Origin of the sequence: Croceibacter atlanticus HTCC2559 (assembly GCF_000196315.1) — a bacterium.
In the GTDB taxonomy this organism is placed as follows: domain Bacteria; phylum Bacteroidota; class Bacteroidia; order Flavobacteriales; family Flavobacteriaceae; genus Croceibacter; species Croceibacter atlanticus.
On record NC_014230.1, the window covers coordinates 2,047,041 to 2,064,301 of the forward strand.

The 17,261-nt window shown below is 32.5% G+C and carries 18 protein-coding genes; 13 read left to right on the forward strand and 5 right to left on the reverse strand.

Translation table 11 applies throughout. The annotated features are described in order from the left end of the window. Window positions 1-140: 140 nt before the first annotated feature. Window positions 141-779: an SDR family oxidoreductase gene (locus CA2559_RS09230; protein WP_013187612.1), complete on the forward strand. Its 639-nt coding sequence runs from the start codon at window positions 141-143 to the stop codon at window positions 777-779. A gap of 40 nt (window positions 780-819) precedes the next feature. Here CA2559_RS09230 and CA2559_RS09235 read toward each other — a convergent pair whose 3' ends face one another. Then, a complete protein-coding gene (locus tag CA2559_RS09235; RefSeq protein ID WP_013187613.1) occupies window positions 820-1,815 on the reverse strand; it encodes an alpha/beta fold hydrolase in 996 nt (331 codons plus the stop codon). Window positions 1,816-1,968: 153 nt separating this feature from the next. Here CA2559_RS09235 and CA2559_RS09240 point away from each other — a divergent pair, with 153 nt between their 5' ends. Continuing rightward, window positions 1,969-3,087 (forward strand): DEAD/DEAH box helicase, encoded by a 1,119-nt coding sequence (locus CA2559_RS09240; protein ID WP_013187614.1) that lies wholly within the window; start codon window positions 1,969-1,971, stop codon window positions 3,085-3,087. A 6-nt stretch (window positions 3,088-3,093) separates the two neighbouring features. Here the strand turns inward: CA2559_RS09240 and CA2559_RS09245 are convergent, their stop codons facing one another. After that, entirely contained in the window at window positions 3,094-3,585 is a 492-nt protein-coding gene (locus CA2559_RS09245; RefSeq protein ID WP_013187615.1) for a YkgJ family cysteine cluster protein, read from the reverse strand. Window positions 3,586-3,645: 60 nt separating this feature from the next. Here CA2559_RS09245 and CA2559_RS09250 point away from each other — a divergent pair, with 60 nt between their 5' ends. Further along, window positions 3,646-4,329, forward strand: coding sequence for a class I SAM-dependent methyltransferase (locus CA2559_RS09250; protein WP_013187616.1), 684 nt, complete (start codon window positions 3,646-3,648; stop codon window positions 4,327-4,329). On the opposite strand, the gene CA2559_RS09255 is transcribed toward CA2559_RS09250, so the two are convergent. Then, window positions 4,316-4,858, reverse strand: a complete 543-nt coding sequence (locus CA2559_RS09255; RefSeq protein WP_013187617.1) for a DUF2059 domain-containing protein — start codon at window positions 4,856-4,858, stop codon at window positions 4,316-4,318. The two genes, CA2559_RS09250 and CA2559_RS09255, sit on opposite strands and share 14 nt — an antisense overlap. 53 nt (window positions 4,859-4,911) lie before the next feature. Here CA2559_RS09255 and CA2559_RS09260 point away from each other — a divergent pair, with 53 nt between their 5' ends. Further along, window positions 4,912-5,682, forward strand: a complete 771-nt coding sequence (locus CA2559_RS09260) for a hypothetical protein (RefSeq protein WP_013187618.1) — start codon at window positions 4,912-4,914, stop codon at window positions 5,680-5,682. Between the two features lie 47 nt (window positions 5,683-5,729). Here CA2559_RS09260 and CA2559_RS09265 read toward each other — a convergent pair whose 3' ends face one another. After that, complete coding sequence (locus CA2559_RS09265; protein ID WP_013187619.1) at window positions 5,730-7,352, reverse strand: amidohydrolase; 1,623 nt, start codon at window positions 7,350-7,352, stop codon at window positions 5,730-5,732. A gap of 188 nt (window positions 7,353-7,540) precedes the next feature. Here CA2559_RS09265 and CA2559_RS09270 point away from each other — a divergent pair, with 188 nt between their 5' ends. Genes CA2559_RS09270 through CA2559_RS09280 form a run of 3 tightly spaced genes read left to right on the forward strand, consistent with a single transcriptional unit; the run spans window position 7,541 to window position 10,796 of the window. Further along, complete coding sequence (locus tag CA2559_RS09270; RefSeq protein ID WP_013187620.1) at window positions 7,541-8,413, forward strand: hypothetical protein; 873 nt, start codon at window positions 7,541-7,543, stop codon at window positions 8,411-8,413. Beyond that, complete coding sequence (locus CA2559_RS09275) at window positions 8,410-9,513, forward strand: DegT/DnrJ/EryC1/StrS family aminotransferase (protein ID WP_013187621.1); 1,104 nt, start codon at window positions 8,410-8,412, stop codon at window positions 9,511-9,513. Before CA2559_RS09270 ends, CA2559_RS09275 begins: the two co-directional genes overlap by 4 nt. Then, on the forward strand, window positions 9,510-10,796 hold the full coding sequence (locus CA2559_RS09280; protein ID WP_013187622.1) for an O-antigen translocase: 1,287 nt from the start codon (window positions 9,510-9,512) through the stop codon (window positions 10,794-10,796). The genes CA2559_RS09275 and CA2559_RS09280 overlap by 4 nt, the downstream gene beginning before the upstream one ends. 11 nt (window positions 10,797-10,807) lie before the next feature. Here the strand turns inward: CA2559_RS09280 and CA2559_RS09285 are convergent, their stop codons facing one another. Further along, window positions 10,808-11,956 carry a glycosyltransferase gene (locus CA2559_RS09285; RefSeq protein ID WP_013187623.1) on the reverse strand — a complete coding sequence of 383 codons (1,149 nt, stop codon included), beginning with the start codon at window positions 11,954-11,956 and terminating at the stop codon, window positions 10,808-10,810. Between the two features lie 39 nt (window positions 11,957-11,995). Between CA2559_RS09285 and CA2559_RS09290 the strand changes: the two genes are divergently transcribed. From CA2559_RS09290 to CA2559_RS09315, 6 genes are read left to right on the forward strand one after another with little or no spacing between them, the layout of a single operon-like run. After that, window positions 11,996-12,562: an acyltransferase gene (locus CA2559_RS09290; protein ID WP_013187624.1), complete on the forward strand. Its 567-nt coding sequence runs from the start codon at window positions 11,996-11,998 to the stop codon at window positions 12,560-12,562. 3 nt (window positions 12,563-12,565) lie between these two features. Next, window positions 12,566-13,414 (forward strand): peptide chain release factor N(5)-glutamine methyltransferase, encoded by an 849-nt coding sequence (gene prmC / locus CA2559_RS09295; RefSeq protein ID WP_013187625.1) that lies wholly within the window; start codon window positions 12,566-12,568, stop codon window positions 13,412-13,414. A gap of 4 nt (window positions 13,415-13,418) precedes the next feature. After that, a complete protein-coding gene (locus CA2559_RS09300) occupies window positions 13,419-14,009 on the forward strand; it encodes an LOG family protein (RefSeq protein ID WP_013187626.1) in 591 nt (196 codons plus the stop codon). Window positions 14,010-14,011: 2 nt separating this feature from the next. Beyond that, a complete protein-coding gene (locus CA2559_RS09305; protein WP_013187627.1) occupies window positions 14,012-14,551 on the forward strand; it encodes a GNAT family N-acetyltransferase in 540 nt (179 codons plus the stop codon). Between the two features lie 7 nt (window positions 14,552-14,558). Then, complete coding sequence (gene ligA, locus CA2559_RS09310) at window positions 14,559-16,553, forward strand: NAD-dependent DNA ligase LigA (protein WP_013187628.1); 1,995 nt, start codon at window positions 14,559-14,561, stop codon at window positions 16,551-16,553. A gap of 53 nt (window positions 16,554-16,606) precedes the next feature. After that, window positions 16,607-17,242, forward strand: coding sequence for a lysoplasmalogenase family protein (locus CA2559_RS09315; protein WP_158305534.1), 636 nt, complete (start codon window positions 16,607-16,609; stop codon window positions 17,240-17,242). The last annotated feature ends 19 nt before the right edge of the window (window positions 17,243-17,261 follow it).

The following is a 17,261-nucleotide window of genomic DNA, read 5'->3' on the forward strand; positions in this document are numbered from 1 at the left end:
AGTGCTTTTTAAGTTACTCTTAATAAGGGTTTAACATTTAAAGCTAATCTGAGTTAAGTAAGAGTATTAATAAAATGATAAAGTTCACCTTACAGCTATCTAGGTTGTACTTTTCCTTTAATTTTAAATAAAAAACAGACATGGAAAAAGTACTTATAGTAGGCGCAAACGGAACAACAGGAAAGCAAATTGTGATGAAACTTAAAGATTCATCTAATTTTGAACCCGTAGCAATGGTTAGAAAAGAAGACCAGAAAGCTCAATTTGAAACCGAAAACATACAAACAATATTAGGAGACCTTGAAAAAGATTTAACTCATGTAGTTAAAGATGTAAATCGCGTTGTATTTGCAGCTGGTTCTGGTGGTGGTACATCAGACGAGAAGACAATAGTTATAGACCAAGAAAGTGCTAAACGTTTAATAGATGTTTCTAAGCTTAGCGGCATCAAAAAATTTGTAATGTTAAGCTCAATAGGAGCAGGACATCCGGAAGACAGTGACTCATTACAAGTGTATTTAAAAGCAAAACATTTAGCAGATGAACATTTAAAAGCAAGTGGTTTAACTTACACTATTGTAAGACCAGGTACTTTAAAGAATGATGATGCTGTTGGCAAGATTGAAACTAAAGATCAATTTGAAAAAGGCGGAAAAATTAGTCGAGCAGATGTAGCTGAAACTTTAGCTACAGTAGTTTCAGATGATTATGCTCAAAATGCAATTTTTGAAATGATTGAAGGTGAAACTCCTATTAAAGATGCACTAAAGGCACTTTAATAAAAGAAACATATATAAGATTGAGTTTAGAGCGCTAGTGTTACTGGCGCTCTAAATAGTTTAATAAAGGTGTTATAAACCTTTCAAAATCTTCTATATGAGGTAAGTGGCCTAAATCTTCCAACTCTACCAAAGTAGCATTTGGTATTTTATCTCGAGTCTCTTTACCTAGTTGGTCGTATAATCCCATTGTTGCTCTTACGTCTTCAGACACTAATGGTTTTCCTAACGCAGTACGATCTCTTGTGCCTATGATTAATAAAGTAGGACTTTCAATTTGTTTAAATTCATATACTACTGGTTGTGTAAAAATCATATCATAGGTAAGTGCAGCATTCCAAGATATTCTTTCATAATCTTCACTTAATGTCCAACCTGCTAAAAGGTTTACCCAAGCATCATACTCAGGTTTCCAAGTGTTGTCGTAATAATTTTTTTTCTGGTATGCTTTAATTGATTCATAATCCTTCTTTAACTCATTTGCATACCACCATTCTATAGGTTTATAAGGCACTTTAAGCTTCCAGTCCTCTAAACCAATAGGGTTAAGCAATACCAATTGTTGTGTAGTTTCAGGATACATTAAAGCAAAACGAGTAGCCAGCATTCCTCCCATAGAGTGTCCTAAAACTACAGTTTTGTTAATGTTTAAAGTATCTAACAAGTTCTTGGTGTTTAAAGCCAATTGCTGAAATGTATAATGAAAATGTTCAGGTTTTGTAGACTTTCCAAACCCTATTTGGTCTGGTACAATAACACGATATCCCTTTTTTGCTAAAGCATTAATAGTTGTTTCCCAATATGCTCCATTAAAATTTTTACCGTGCAAGAGCATAACATTTTTACCATTATAGTTATCGGGCTTAACATCCATATAGGCAAAAGAAAGGTTTTGGTTTTGAGCTTGAATAGTAAGGGTAGAAACCTCGTAAGGATATGAATAGTTACTCAAATTAATATCTAAGGCTTTAATGGAGTCCTGTTGTGCAGTAAGTACTGTAGAAAATAATAAAAGCGTGTATATAAGATATTTCATAATTACAGATTTCACTACAAGATACAATCAATTAAAAACTGCTAAAATAATGTAGTGTTAAATGGATATTAAAACTTTAGTTCTATTCTAATTAGAACTTAGTATTAGACCGCTTATAATCTGTACCTTTGCACTTCATTAAAGATATATATTTTGAAGACATTTTCAGACTTAGGCATTTCTCCTAAACTCGTTAAAGGACTTACTGAACTTGGGATTATAAATCCAACCGAAATACAAGAACAGGCTATTCCAGTACTATTGGAAAAGCCTACAGATTTTGTAGGCCAAGCACAAACAGGTACAGGTAAAACTGCAGCTTATGGTTTACCAATGTTAGAGCTTATTAATGCTTCTAAAAATCATGTACAGGCTTTAGTACTTTGTCCTACAAGAGAGTTAGCTATGCAAGTTTCTAAGCAACTATTTAAGTTTACAAAATACTCAGATAAAATATTCTCTGAAACAGTTTATGGTGGTGCTCAAATAGATAAACAAATTAAAGCCTTACAAAGGCCAACACATATTATCGTGGCAACGCCAGGCCGTTTGGTAGATTTAATGAAGAAAAAAGTAGTAGACCTTACTAACGTAAAAACTGTGGTTTTAGATGAAGCAGATGAAATGTTGAGTATGGGTTTTAAAAAAGATTTGGATACCATTTTAAGTGCTTTACCAGCTACAAAAAACAGATGGTTATTTTCTGCAACATTACCAGAAGGCATCAGGCAGATTATAAACTCTCATTTATCTAGTAATGCCATCAAAATTAAGGTTAGCGGAAAAAATGTAGTAAATAAGAAAATTGAGCATAAGTATATTCTTGTTGAAGATGCAGATAAGCTAACCACATTATTACAATATTTAAAATTTAAAGGTAAAGAACGTGGTATCGTTTTTTGTAAAACTAAAAACACTACCAAGACTTTAGCAAAACAATTAATAGCTAAGAACATCTCTGCAGATGCTATTCATGGTGATTTGCTTCAAAAGGAAAGAGATAAAGTTATGCGTGCTTTTAAAAATGAAAGCTTACGTATTTTAGTAGCAACAGATTTAACTGCAAGAGGTATAGATGTAGAAGATTTAGCCTTTGTTGTTCACTATGAATTGCCTAGCCAAGATGAATTTTATACTCACAGAAGTGGTCGTACAGCTCGTGCTGGTAAAGAAGGAATGTCTTTAGCTATAGTAAACTCAAAAGAATTAAAGCAGCTTAGATTTTTTGAAAAGACTTTAGGTATTAGTTTTTCACAGATACGACAGAAGTAAAATATATTATTTAATTCTTTTTTTCATCTCTTCAACTATATTGTAAGCTGCAGGACAAATGCCTACATTCTTTATAGTAAGATTAGATATTTGTTGAAACTTTTTTCGGTCTGTATGAGGAAACTCTGCACAAGCTTTTGGCCTTACATCGTAAATTAAACAATGGTTTTCTGCGTCTAAAAATGTACATGGTACAGATTGTAGCACGTAATCATTATCTTCATCTATTCTTAAATACTGGTCAATAAATTGCTGCGGTTTCTGCTTAAATTTTTTAGAAATGCGTTCAATATCTTTATTTGTAAATAGGGGACCAGTTGTCTTACAGCAATTTGCACAATCTAAACAGTCTGTTCTTGAAAACTCTTCTTCGTGTAACTCTACCATTAAACTATCCAAGTGCTTAGGCGTTTTTTTCTTAAGCTTAGAAAAGAATTTCTTATTTTCTTGTTGCTTATCTTTGGCCAAATTTGGAAGCTGGTCTATAAAATCTTTCATCCTGCAAAGGTACTTGTATTTTTAAATTAGTTCAGCTTATAATAAATTAAACCATCTCTTATGAAAGATGTTTTTGGTAAGGCAATTACAGATTATTTTAATGGTATAAACGATGCAGATATCTCTGTACACTCTAAAGATTTTGAAGATGACACAATTCCTGTTCATTATCTTTTTAGAGATTTTAGTGAGATGCCAAAGATTGAACAACTTGCATTACAAAATACTAAAGGCTCTGTATTAGATGTTGGTTGTGGTGCTGGCAGTCATGCTTTATACCTACAAGAGCAAGGTCATGATGTTTTAGCAATTGATACCTCAGAAGGTGCAATAACCACTTGTAAAAGGCGTGGTGTTGTTCAAGCTCGTCAACTCCCATTTTTAGAAGTAGAAGGTACTTTTGATACCATTATTCTATTAATGAATGGTACAGGAATTATTGGGTCGTTACAAGAGATACCTGCGTTTTTTGATAAATTAAAATCTCTCCTTTCCAAAAACGGACAAGTTTTGATAGACTCTTCAGACTTGATTTACCTGTTTGATGAAGATGATTTAGTACAAGGTTATTACGGTCAAATGGAATATAAATTGTCCTATAAATCTATAGAGACAGACTGGTTTAATTGGCTGTTTTTAGATAAAGATAATTTAAATGAGGAAGCTAAATTACACGGTTTTAATTGCGATATAATTTATGAAGGTGAGCATTATGACTATTTAGCAAAGCTTACTGTCCAGTAGTATAGCCCATTTGTTGTAAATCTTCTGTTACCATTCTATATAAATCTCTGCTCCAAATTTCAGAAACCTCTGCTACGCGTTGTTCTAGGCTAGTCTTATTTTCTAAAAGTTTAGCTCCAGCATCTGATGCATAAAAATCTCCAGCTACACTTTTTTGAGCTTTTGTAAGTTTTGTAGGATCTATCATCATTTGTTTGCCAGCCTCTGTATTGTAAAATGCTAACATACGTTTAATATTATCGTGGGAAAACGTAGTTCTATAAGGTGTAACAAGTAATAGCTTAATACTTTTAAGGGCTTTGGTTTTATATTTAGTTTCTAATTGTCTCCAGACATCATTAGATATATTGTTTCCTGCATATTGTTTTGAAAGCATTACAAATAATTGCTCTACTGCTTGTGCATATTGCGTCTCAGTTCCATTCACTTCTAAATAACTTACAATATCTTCATTATAAGAATTGCTTTGCCCGTAGGTAATTGTATTAAACGTTAAAATAATTGTAATTGCTATACCAAATAATCTCATAGGGTCGTTATTATTGTAATTTTGATACGCTAATATAAATTTAAAAAAGAGTTATGAGATTAAATACAATTATTATTTACCTATTTGTAGGAGTTTTCTTAATGAGTTGTAGTAGTGATTCAGATAATGATAATGGAAATGTAGATCCTAATAACCCAAAAGCTGGCAACCAATTACCTTTAGGGAGTTCTGCAAATGATTTGCTTAGTGATCAAAACTTCTCGAATTTAGCAATTGAAATTGCAGTAGATGATAATGTAAGTGTAAGTAATTCTGCTTTAATAGATTTAGAAGAATTTTTAGAGGCACGAACGTTTAAGACTAATATTACAATTACACAGCGTACTATTGAGTCTCCAGAGATGTCTCCATATTCTAACTCTGAAATTGTGAGTATAGAAGATAATAACAGAACATTATATAATACAGAAGATACAATAGCAGTATTTATTCTTTATTTAAGTGGACAAAGTGAAAATGATGAAGGTAACAGTGTTACATTGGGAACTGCATATAGAAATACATCTTTAGTTTTATATAAAGAAACTATAGATAATGCAGGGCAACCTTTAAATACACCTTCTGTTTCAGAAATTGAGTCTGCTACTTTACAACACGAGTTTGCTCATTTATTTGGTTTGGTAGATATAGGAACTGAAGCACAAACTCCACACGTAGATCCAGATTCTCAAGGTCACTGTAATGTAGAAGATTGCCTTATGATAGCTTCTATTGAGTTTGCATCTGGTATGATAGGTATGAATAGTGTACCTTCTCTAGATCCTCAATGTATAAATGATTTACAAGCTAACGGCGGAAGATAGTCTTAGGAAACATCATAAAAAAAGCTCGCAATTTGCGAGCTTTTTTTTTAGTTAACCTGTTCACCGTTCACGTAGGTTTCAAGGACTTTAATAGTAGGTATATTAGAAGCTTCAACTTCCATTATATTTTCATTTAAAACAATAAAATCTGCAAATTTACCAGCTTCTAAACTACCTTTTTCATCTTCTTCAAAGTTTGAGAATGCTGCCCAAATTGTCATCCCTTTTAAAGTCTCTTCTCTAGTTAAGGCTTCTTTCATATTAAATCCGCCATCAGGAAATCCAGAAGTATCTTGTCTTGCAACTGCAGCATAAAATGTTAAGAATGGGCTAACTTGCTCTACAGGAAAATCTGTCCCTAACGCTACTATGCCAGCTTGGTCAAGTAACGTATTATAAGCATAAGCACCTTTTATTCTTTCTTCACCCACACGATCTTCGGCCCAATACATATCACTAGTAGCGTGAGTTGGCTGTACACTCGGAATTATATTTGTAGAGAAATAATCAAAATCTTGATCTGTTATAATTTGTGCATGCTCAACTCGCCATCTTCTATTTTCTTCTTTAGAAAGTAATTTGTCATACGTACGTAACACCACAATATTAGCAGAATCTCCAATTGCGTGAGTATTCATTTGATACTCTGAAGCTGCAATACGTTCTGCAAGGGTTTTAAAGTCTTCTGGACCAATAACCATTGCTCCAAAATGATTGTCCTTATCTGAATATGGTTGCTTAAGTGCAGCACCTCTAGAACCTAAAGCACCATCGGCATATACTTTTACAGACCTAATATTAAGTCGGTCTGTTTTTATAATTCCTTTGTTTAAGTAGTAGTCTAAATTTTCTTCGGTATTACTAATCATACCATATATACGCATTTTTAAATCGCCTGCTTGTTGTAAGCTATCAATAAGGTGATATTCGTCTTTACTTAATCCAGCATCATCTACAGTAGTAAGGCCATAGCTAAAACAAATATCTTGAGCTTCCATTAAAGCCGCTATTTGTTGCTCTCTTCCTGGCTTAGGCACAACATCTCTAACAAGAGACATAGGATTGTCTATTAAAATACCGGTAAGCTTACCATCTTTTAATTCTACTTCGCCACCTTCAACTTTTGTAGTGTTTGTAATACCGGCCAGCTCTAAAGCTTTCTGATTAGCAATAAGCGCGTGACCATCTATTCTTGTTAAAGCTACTGGTGTATCTGGGAATAAAACATCTAACGTATCCTTATTTGGAAACTCTTTAACATCCCAGTCGTTTTGATCCCAACCTCGTCCTGTAATAAAAGGAACATTTTTTTCTTTTTGAAATGCTGTTACACGCTCAACAACATCACTAAAACTTTTAGTTCCCACCAAATCTACACGTTGTTGTTGTATACCTAAGTTGTAAAAGTGGCAATGTGCATCAATAAAACCAGGTAATATGGTTTGGCCATTAATATCGTTTTGAACATCAGATGTATAGGAGTTCGTTATGTCTTCAGAAGTTCCTACAGCAACTAACTTACCGTCTTTAATAGCCATTGCTTCGGCTTTGCTAAAGTTATCATCTACAGTGTAAATGTTTGCATTGTAGACAATTAAATCAACAGGTGTTTTGGTGTTGCAACTTTGAAGAAGTGCTAGAAATAGCAGAGAAAATACAATTTGTTTCATTATAATTGGTTTGTGAAAACTAAGATACTGAAAAATTGTGATTGACATAATTATCGTATTTTTCAGAATTAAGACTGTTACTATTGAAAACCCTTAAGATTTCCCGTTATTCAAGCAAATTTAAAGATCTATGGAATCGGTTTTGCCAAGATTCTAAGAATGCTACATTTCTTTTGCAACGTGATTTTATGGAATACCATAAGGATAGATTTGAAGACTACTCTTTAATGGTTTTTGAGGATGAAGCTTTAGTAGCTGTATTGCCGGCTCATAAAACAGATTATGCACTTTATAGTCATAATGGCCTTACTTATGGCGGATTGGTTTTGAGTCCTAAAGTAAAGCTGCCAAATGTTCTTGAAATTCTAAAGACTATACTTAAATATCTAGAGGATAATTCTATTGAAACTTTAGAGCTTAAGCCGCTTCCTAAAATTTATGAATCTAAATTTACTGGAGACCTAGATTATGCCTTGTTCTTGGTGAACGCCAAATTAGAAAAGCGTGAAGCAGCTTCTGTTATTAATTTACAAAAGCCATTTAAAATTCAATCTAACAGAAAAGAAGGTGTAAAGAAAGCAAGGGCTCATCAACTTGAAATAAAAGAAGAAATAAATTTTAATAGATTTTGGGAGTCAATTTTAATACCAACATTACGTACACAATTTGATGTCAATCCTGTGCACTCATTGAATGAAATAACTACACTGGCAAATAATTTTCCACAGCATATAAAACAATTTAATGTATATCACGATAATACAATAATTGCTGGAGCCACTATTTTTGAAACAGATGTGGTAGCTCATACTCAGTACATTGCGAGTAATGAAGATAGGCAAGCTTTTGGCAGCTTAGATTTTCTATTTGATTATTTAATTAATGAAAGATATTCTGATAAGTCTTACTTTAGTTTTGGAACTTCAAATGCAAATAATGGTAAGACCCTAAATAAAGGTTTAAATTATTGGAAAGAATGTTTTGGAGCGAGAACAGTAGTACATGATACTTATAGCATTAATACTAAGAATCATAAACTTATAACACAGTCTTTATTATGATTCCTTTTTTAAATCTACGTCAACTTAATTCTAAATACGATACTGCTTTTAAAAATGCATATCGTGATGTATTAGATTCTGGCTATTATATATTAGGTGAACAAGTTTCTCTTTTTGAATATAACTACGCAAGTTACTGCCAGGTAGAGCATTGTATTGGAACAGGAAATGGTCTAGATGCACTCACATTAATCTTAAAAGGCTATATGTCTTTAGGTAAATTAAGTAAAGGTGATGAAGTTATTGTAGCATCTAACACATACATAGCTACAATTTTAGCAGTTAAACTAGCTGGATTAACGCCCATTTTGGTAGAGCCAGATATTAACACGTTTAACCTTGATAGTCGTTTAATTAAAAATAGCCTAACCCCAAATACTAAGGTGGTTTTAATGACACATTTATATGGACAATTGTGTGATGTAAATGCAATAAGAAGTATATGTGATAACCACCAATTAATATTAATTGATGATTGCGCACAATCTCATGGCGCGCGATTAAACAGCAAATTAATTAGTGGTAATTTATGTGATGCTTCTGCACACAGTTTTTATCCAACAAAAAACTTAGGAGCTTTAGGAGATGCTGGAGCAGTAACCACAAACGATAACACATTAGCAGAACGCATAAAAAGTTTGAGAAATTATGGGTTTAATGAACGCTACGTGGCAGATTATGAAGGCGTAAACTCAAGATTAGATGACGTGCAGGCTAGCACCTTAAATATAAAACTTAAATTCCTAGATGAGGATAATGCCTCTAGGCAACATATTGCTAAAAGGTATGTTACTGAGATACAAAACGAGGCCATAATTTTACCATTATATGATAATTCTCAATGTCACGTATTTCATCTGTTTGTTGTAAGGGTAGCTAATAGAACTGCATTTTCAACCTATTTAAAAAATAACGCGATAGGATATAATATACATTATCCTGTTGCTCCACATAAGCAGCAAGCATTACAAGAGTTAAGTAAATTGAGTTTTCCAATTTCAGAGAAAATACATGATGAAGTAATTAGTTTACCTTGCCATCCTATGTTAACTGATACAGAAGTGTCTACCATTATTAACGTTGTTAATGCTTATAAATGAAGTTTTTAAATCGGCTTATAGGTGGTAATGTACTTTTAAAAGTAACATCTCTTAATTCTTTGAGTGTTATAGCCCAAATGGTATGTGGTTTAATAATATCTAAAGTAATAGCAGTTTTTGTAGGGCCACAAGGAATGACGCTTATAGGAAATCTTAGAAATTTTTTAGGCGCCGCACAACAAGTTAGTATTCTAGGTATGTATAATGGTATTGTAAAATATACCGCAGAATTTAAAGACGACAACCTTGAGCTTAAAAAGCTATTTTCTACAAGCTTCTATTTTGGTGCGTTCTCGACCATACTTAGTGCGCTTATCATATATTTTAATGCTGGTGTTATAAATGCATATCTTTTTGAAGGCGAAGATTATACAAGTGTAATTAAAGCCATATCCTTTGCGTTACCATTTTATTCGCTTAACTTTTTTTGTATTGCAATAATAAATGGATTTTCTAAGTACAAAAATTATGTGTTAATCACATTTGCATCAACATTACTTGGTATGCTCATAACTGTTACATTAATATGGCAACAGCAATTAACAGGCGCATTGTATGCTATTGTGGTAGTACCTGCATTAAATTTTTTAGTCACGTTGGTTCTTATATTAAACCAAAAGAACTTTGCATCGTTTCTTACCTTAAATTCAATTTCTAATAGTTACATAAAACGGTTAGGGAGTTTTGCTATTATGAAATTAGTTTCGGCAATAAGTTTACCATTAATTATGATTGCCATAAGAACTGAAATAGTAACAGTACAAAGTGCCACAGAAGCAGGTTACTGGGAAGCAATGAATAGAATTTCTAACTATTACTTGGTCTTTTTCACCACATTACTTACACTATATATTCTTCCTAAGCTCTCTGAGATTAATGATCCTAAAGCATTTAGAAAAGAAATATTTGGCTTCTATAAAACCATTTTACCATTATTTGCTGCTGGAATGTTAATTATATATGTGTTAAAAACCTATATCATACAAATTGTTCTTACAGATGAGTTTTTACCAATGTCATCTTTATTCTTTTGGCAGCTAAGTGGAGACCTAGTAAAAATTGCAAGTATTGTAATCGCCTATCAATTCCTAGCAAAGAATATGTTTTGGCATTATATTTTTGTCGAGGTAGGTTCAGTTTTAACCATTTACTTTTCTAGTCTTTATTTTATAAATACTTATGGTTTTGTAGGTGCTTCTATGGCACATTTATTTAGTTATACTATACACTTTATAGTAGTACTTATAATATTTAGGAAAGCTCTTTTTAATCTCAAATTTTAAGGAAGGAGAATTTATTCTTTTACTGAATTATAAACTTCAATATATTGTTTACTAACGGTTTCAAGGTTATGATACTTGGATACAAATAGTTTAGCATTATATCCTATTGATGCTATCTTCTTAGGGTTTTCAATAAGCTCACTAAGCTTTTCCACTAAATATGTGACATCAGGTTTTGCATTTATGCAGACGTCTTCCTGCAAATTGTAGTGCTCATAAAAACAACGTTCTGCTCCAGTAAAGACAACCTTCCCTTTTGCCATAGCTTCTAGAGCATTGTAGCCTTGATCGTAAGAATAAATTTGGTCTAAATGTATATGAGCAGAATTATTAGCTCTAACATACTCGTTGTACGGCAAACTATACGTAGAAGTGATTTTAACTTGATCCTTATAGTTCTCTTTAATACTCTTTAAAGCATCTTCAAAATAGGCGTTTCCTTTCTTAATATAATTACTGTTACTTATACCATGAAAAATATGAATAGGCGTTGTAGGCAATTCAGAAGGAAATTCTAATGCATTATGATCAATTGGCGTTGGTATTAATTTTGTCGTTTTAAGATTCCCTTTTAGTGATAATAGATAGTCCATATCTGTAGGAATTATGGCATCTACATTATTTACAACATAGCTATATTGAGACCTATAAGCTTTTGAAGTGTATTTTAAAGTATATTTAAACGCACTTGCAGTTACCTTTTTATGCTTTAAAGGTGTTAATAAATTATAGGGTTTGTCATTATTTAGCAACCAATCTACAAAGTGAGTATCATCTCCACAAGCACTTAAAACAACAGATTTATTATGTTTAAAAATTGATTGTAATACAGATTTTGCCAACCAAGGATATGTAAATAAAGCATCTGAATTTATAAGTTGTACAACATCATAATTCTTAAACTTAGATTTTAGAAATTGGTAACGTACGCCTTGTTCTACCTTTAGAAGATCTATTTTGAATAAGGTGTAAATTGCATTTTTAAATTTTCTAGGAATATAATATTTAGAGAACCAAACAGGCTTTGTTGAAATATCTACAGGATAGTTTTTATAGTTGTCACCATCACCAACTAAAACAACAGTATGTCCTAATTGTTGTAAGCCTTTTTTTAGGGAGTTATGAAACCCACTATATTCGCCAATAAGAAGAATCTTCATAATGATGGATAATGCTATCTTTGTAAAGATACTATTCTTATGGGTTTGTCAAATCTTTTGTTTGTTACGTTAAGACGTGTAAAGTACACGTGGCTATCTTCAGCTAAACGAGTTGTAGGTTCGCCTATTAAACACCAACCTCTTTTGCTTAATGGGTTAGGAGAGTTAAAATTTGGGAGAGCCAATCATTTTGGTGTCATAAGATCTCCACATTATTATACAGGATATAGTTATATAGAGGCTAGAGAAGTAACCGCTAGTGTTACAATTGGTCATAATTTTAATGCAAACAATAATCTTAGCATAGTTGCAGAACATGCTTCTATCTCAATAGGAGACAATGTGGTTTGCGGGTACAATGTACAGATATATGATTCTAATTTTCACGACTTACATTCAACTAATCGAATGGAAAATAAAGGAACATCTTCTTCAGTTAAAATTGAGAACAATGTTTTTATAGGTAATAATGTTGTGATTTTAAAAGGTGTTATTATAGGAGAAAATGCAGTTATTGGCAGTAATGCAGTTGTAACTAAAAACGTTCCTAGTAATGTTATAGTGGCAGGAAATCCTGCAGTACAAGTTAATACAGTAAAGGTTTAGGTTTTGACGATTTCTACATTAAAGCATACTATTCAAGAAGAATTAAAAGATGTGTATCCTGTACAAGAAATTCACAATTTTTTTGTGCTACTGTCTGAAGCTTATTTAAAAATGTCTCGTTTAGATATTGTAATGAACCCTGACACTGTAGTTTCAGCTGCTATTCTTGCTAATTTTACTGAAGCATTTAAACGACTAAAAGTTTTTGAACCAATTCAATATATAATTGGAGAAACAGAATTCTTCGACCTTAATTTTAAAGTGACTCCAGATGTATTAATACCACGTCCAGAAACCGAAGATTTAGTTAGGTGGATTATACAGGACCAACACAAAACGAATTTAGACGTTTTAGACCTCTGTACAGGCAGTGGTTGTATAGCAATTAGTCTTAGTAAATATTTAAAAGATGCAACAGTATCTGCTTTAGATATATCTACTAGTGCATTGGCTATCGCTAAAGAAAACGCTGAGAATAATAATACTAATATTCATTTTTTACTTAAAGATATTCTTGCTTCAGACAGCTTACCACAACACTATGATGTTATAGTTTCTAATCCTCCTTATGTGAGAAATTTAGAGAAGGATTTAATGAGTAACAATGTACTTGAGCACGAACCACATTTAGCATTATTTGTTGAAGACGATAACCCTTTAATATTTTATAATAAAATAATAAGTCTATCTAAAACGCACCTTAAACCAAATGGCACATTATATTTAGAGATTAATGAATTTTTGGGAGAGGCAACTCAAGCTCTTTTAGATTCAGATTCTTTTACCAATATTGAATTAAAGAAAGATATCTTTGGAAAAGATAGAATGCTTAAAGCCACTTTAACTTTATAAAATTATGAGTAAACTAACCGCTATTGCAGTATTTTGTGGGAGCAGCCCAAGTAATGATGATGCAATTTTTAGAGCAGCTTATGGTGTTGGAAAACACTTAGCCACTCATAAATTAGATATTGTTTTTGGTGGAAGTAAATTGGGCTTAATGGGTCAGGTCGCACAAGGAGCTTTAGATGCAGGCGGAAATGTAATTGGTGTTATTCCAGAGTTTCTAAGAACAAAAGAAGTAGTACACAATCATTTAACCGAGTTAATTATTACAGACTCTATGCAAGAGCGAAAGCTTAAGATGCACGAATTAAGTGATGGTATAATAACGTTACCTGGTGGTTTTGGCACTTTTGAAGAGCTTTTTGAAATGCTAACTTGGGCACAATTAGGACTTCATAAAAAACCAATAGGAATTTTAAATACTAATGGGTACTATGATGATTTGCTAGTGATGTTAAAAACAATGGTTAACAAAGAATTGCTTACTAAAGAAAATTATGAACTCTTGTTGGTAGATTCAGATTTAGACCAATTAATTAAAAAGATGGAAAGCTTTACACCACTACCAGTTCCTGAGTGGATGAATAAAGACCAAGCTTAAAAATGATAAGCATTACCAACCAAATAAGCTTAAAAGAGATTACACAACAAGATTCGACCTCACTTTTTCAATTAATGAAAGTCGTTTATACAAAAGCCTATAGTTATCTTTGGGAAGAACAAGGCGAATGGTATTTAAACCTTAACTGGACACCTAGTCAGATATCAAAAGAATTAAGCGATCCTAATGCAAGCTATTATTTTGTGTTAGTTGAAAATGAAGCAAAAGGTATTTTAAGGTTTGTAAGAGATGCAGAGTTTAAAGACAAAAAAGATCTAAAATCTTTAAAATTGCATAGGTTGTACTTAGATGATAGCATTCATGGAATAGGTGTAGGCAAACATATAATGACTTGGGTAGAGCAGTATGCAAAAGATAATAAGTTTCACGGTGTCTGGCTAGAAGCTATGGATACTAAAGTGCAAGCATTAGAATTTTATAAACGTTGCGGGTATAAAATAACGAGTAACTTTAGGTTAGATTTTAAACGAATGCATCCAAAATATAGAGGAATGCATAATATGTATAAAACATTAGAGTAAGTATAGTATGACAGTTAAAGATCAGATACAACAACTTAGAGAAGAGCTAAGGCAACATAATTACAATTATTATGTATTAGACAAGCCAGAAATCTCGGACTATGATTTTGATCAAAAATTAAAACAGTTACAGGATTTAGAGACAGAAAACCCTGAGTTTTATGATGCAAATTCGCCAACGTTGAGAGTTGGTGGGCAAGTCACTAAAAACTTCGATACAACTACCCATGACTATCGTATGTATTCTCTAGACAATTCTTATTCTAAAGAAGATTTAGAAGATTGGGAAAAACGTATTATGAAGATGGTAGATGGAGATGTGCATTATACTTGTGAGTTAAAATATGATGGCGCTTCAATAAGTTTAACTTATGAGGATGGAGAGCTTATTAGAGCTGTAACAAGAGGTGATGGTTTTAAGGGAGATAATGTAACCAATAATGTTAAGACAATACGTTCAATTCCTTTAAAATTAAATGGAGACTATCCTAAACGATTTGATATTAGGGGTGAAATTATCTTACCTTTAGAAGGGTTTACAAAAATGAATGCAGAGCGCGTAGCCAACGGTGAAGAAGCTTATGCTAACCCAAGAAATACAGCTTCTGGAAGTTTAAAATTACAGGATAGTACAGAAGTTTCAAAACGCCCATTAGATTGTTTGCTATACTCAATAATTGGCAAAAACTTAAATTTCAAAACCCAATTTGAAGGTTTAGAAAAGGCAAGAGAATGGGGCTTTAAAGTACCAGAAGTTGCAACACTAGCAAAAAGCACGAAAGAGGTTATGGCGTTTGTTAATTATTGGGACACCCATCGTCACGATTTACCATATGAAACAGATGGTGTTGTAATAAAAGTAAATAATTTACAGCAACAAGAAGAGTTAGGGTATACTGCTAAGGCACCACGTTGGGCAATGGCTTATAAGTTTAAAGCAGAGCAGGTTTCTACAGTATTAGAGAAAATTACGTATCAAGTTGGCCGCACTGGTGCCATTACACCTGTTGCTAACTTAATACCTGTGCAGTTAGCTGGTACAACTGTTAAGAGAGCCTCGTTGCACAATGCAGATCAAATAGAAAAACTGGACATAAGAGAAGAAGACACTGTTTTTGTAGAAAAAGGTGGAGAAATTATTCCTAAAATTATAGGTGTCGATTTTACAAAAAGAGATAAAAACTCTAAACCTACACAATATATTGAGCATTGTCCAGAATGTGAAACGCCGTTAGTGAGAAACGAAGGCGAAGCACAACATTATTGTCCAAATGAAGAACGTTGTCCACCACAAGTTGTAGGGAGAATTCAACATTATATATCACGTAAAGCTTTAGATATAGAAGGGTTGGGAGGAGAAACTGTCGCGTTATTAGCAAATGCAGGTCTTATAAAGAATTATGCAGATTTATATACATTAAAAATTGAAGATGTATTGCCATTAGAACGTATGGCTCAAAAAAGTGCAGAAAATTTAATTAATGGAATTGAAGCTTCAAAACAAATTCCTTTTGAACGTGTATTATTTGGTTTAGGCATAAGACACGTTGGTGAGACTGTAGCAAAAACACTTGTTAAAACGTTTAAAACAATTGAAAACTTAGCAAATGCCAAAGAGGAAGAGCTTGTTGAGGTAGAAGAAATAGGAGGTAAGATAGCAGAAAGTGTTGTAGTCTTTTTTAGTGATGAGTATAAAAAAGAGACCGTACAACGTTTAAAAGAGTATGGTGTTCAATTAGAGATATCTGCAGAACAATTACAAGGACAAACAAATAAGCTTGAAGGCGAAATAATAGTTGTATCTGGTGTATTTAATAAACTAAGTAGAACAGAACTTAAAAAAGCTATTGAAGATAATGGCGGTAAAGTATCCAGTTCAATATCTTCCAAAACTACATACTTGGTTGCAGGAGAAAATATGGGTCCTAGTAAACGCACAAAAGCAGAAGGTTTAAATGTTCCAATTATAACAGAAGATGAGTTTTTAGATAAAATACAATGAGGTTAAAAACGCAACACATTTTTTACGCATTTATAATAAGTGTTCTCTTAACTATGTTATTTGAATATTTAGACGTTTTTGAGTTTCAGGTGTTGTTTAAACCTTTTATAATTTTATGCCTATACTTTTATTATAAACGTTTAGAAACTAAAAAAGCATTGCTTTATGAAGCTGGCCTTCTCTTTGCATTTATAAGTAACATCCTATTTTTAGATAGAAGTATTCCTAGTTTTTTATTCTTTGGTGTTCTGTGTTCTTTAGGGTATCTCACAATATTTATATTTTATATTCTTAAACAAACCCGAAAACGTAATTTCTTAGCCGTATTAGCAACATCAACACCTTTGTTGTGTATTGCTGCATATCAAATCTATTTGTTTAGAGACAACTTAGAAAGTAATTTCTGGTTAGTTATTTTAGGAGGTTTTATAGTATGTATGTATTGTGGTCTTTCATTTTACACATACTTCTTAAGGAGTAGTAGGCAAACAAGTTATTTGCTTATAAGTGGTATTTGTATGTTCTCTACGGCTGTACTTTTTAGTATAGAGGTTTTCTTTTTAAACTCTGATATTCTGAGAGTTCCAGTAATTGGTTCCTATGCATTACTTCAATTCTCATTTATGAAATTTATTCTGGAAGAAGAATCTGAAGAAGACGCTCTGTATTTAGAAGAAAACCTGCAGTAATAAATTGTATTTTTGTCGA

Bases quoted from the DNA above. Each gene is read 5' to 3' on its own strand.
- CA2559_RS09230 (WP_013187612.1), top strand. From the start codon at position 141: ATGGAAAAAGTACTTATAGTAGGCGCAAACGGAACAACAGGAAAGCAA.
- CA2559_RS09235 (WP_013187613.1), bottom strand. From the start codon at position 1,815: ATGAAATATCTTATATACACGCTTTTATTATTTTCTACAGTACTTACT.
- CA2559_RS09245 (WP_013187615.1), bottom strand. From the start codon at position 3,585: ATGAAAGATTTTATAGACCAGCTTCCAAATTTGGCCAAAGATAAGCAA.
- CA2559_RS09250 (WP_013187616.1), top strand. From the start codon at position 3,646: ATGAAAGATGTTTTTGGTAAGGCAATTACAGATTATTTTAATGGTATA.
- CA2559_RS09255 (WP_013187617.1), bottom strand. From the start codon at position 4,858: ATGAGATTATTTGGTATAGCAATTACAATTATTTTAACGTTTAATACA.
- CA2559_RS09260 (WP_013187618.1), top strand. From the start codon at position 4,912: ATGAGATTAAATACAATTATTATTTACCTATTTGTAGGAGTTTTCTTA.
- CA2559_RS09265 (WP_013187619.1), bottom strand. From the start codon at position 7,352: ATGAAACAAATTGTATTTTCTCTGCTATTTCTAGCACTTCTTCAAAGT.
- CA2559_RS09270 (WP_013187620.1), top strand. From the start codon at position 7,541: ATGGAATACCATAAGGATAGATTTGAAGACTACTCTTTAATGGTTTTT.
- CA2559_RS09275 (WP_013187621.1), top strand. From the start codon at position 8,410: ATGATTCCTTTTTTAAATCTACGTCAACTTAATTCTAAATACGATACT.
- CA2559_RS09280 (WP_013187622.1), top strand. From the start codon at position 9,510: ATGAAGTTTTTAAATCGGCTTATAGGTGGTAATGTACTTTTAAAAGTA.
- CA2559_RS09285 (WP_013187623.1), bottom strand. From the start codon at position 11,956: ATGAAGATTCTTCTTATTGGCGAATATAGTGGGTTTCATAACTCCCTA.
- CA2559_RS09290 (WP_013187624.1), top strand. From the start codon at position 11,996: ATGGGTTTGTCAAATCTTTTGTTTGTTACGTTAAGACGTGTAAAGTAC.
- CA2559_RS09300 (WP_013187626.1), top strand. From the start codon at position 13,419: ATGAGTAAACTAACCGCTATTGCAGTATTTTGTGGGAGCAGCCCAAGT.
- CA2559_RS09305 (WP_013187627.1), top strand. From the start codon at position 14,012: ATGATAAGCATTACCAACCAAATAAGCTTAAAAGAGATTACACAACAA.
- ligA (WP_013187628.1), top strand. From the start codon at position 14,559: ATGACAGTTAAAGATCAGATACAACAACTTAGAGAAGAGCTAAGGCAA.
- CA2559_RS09315 (WP_158305534.1), top strand. From the start codon at position 16,607: ATGTTATTTGAATATTTAGACGTTTTTGAGTTTCAGGTGTTGTTTAAA.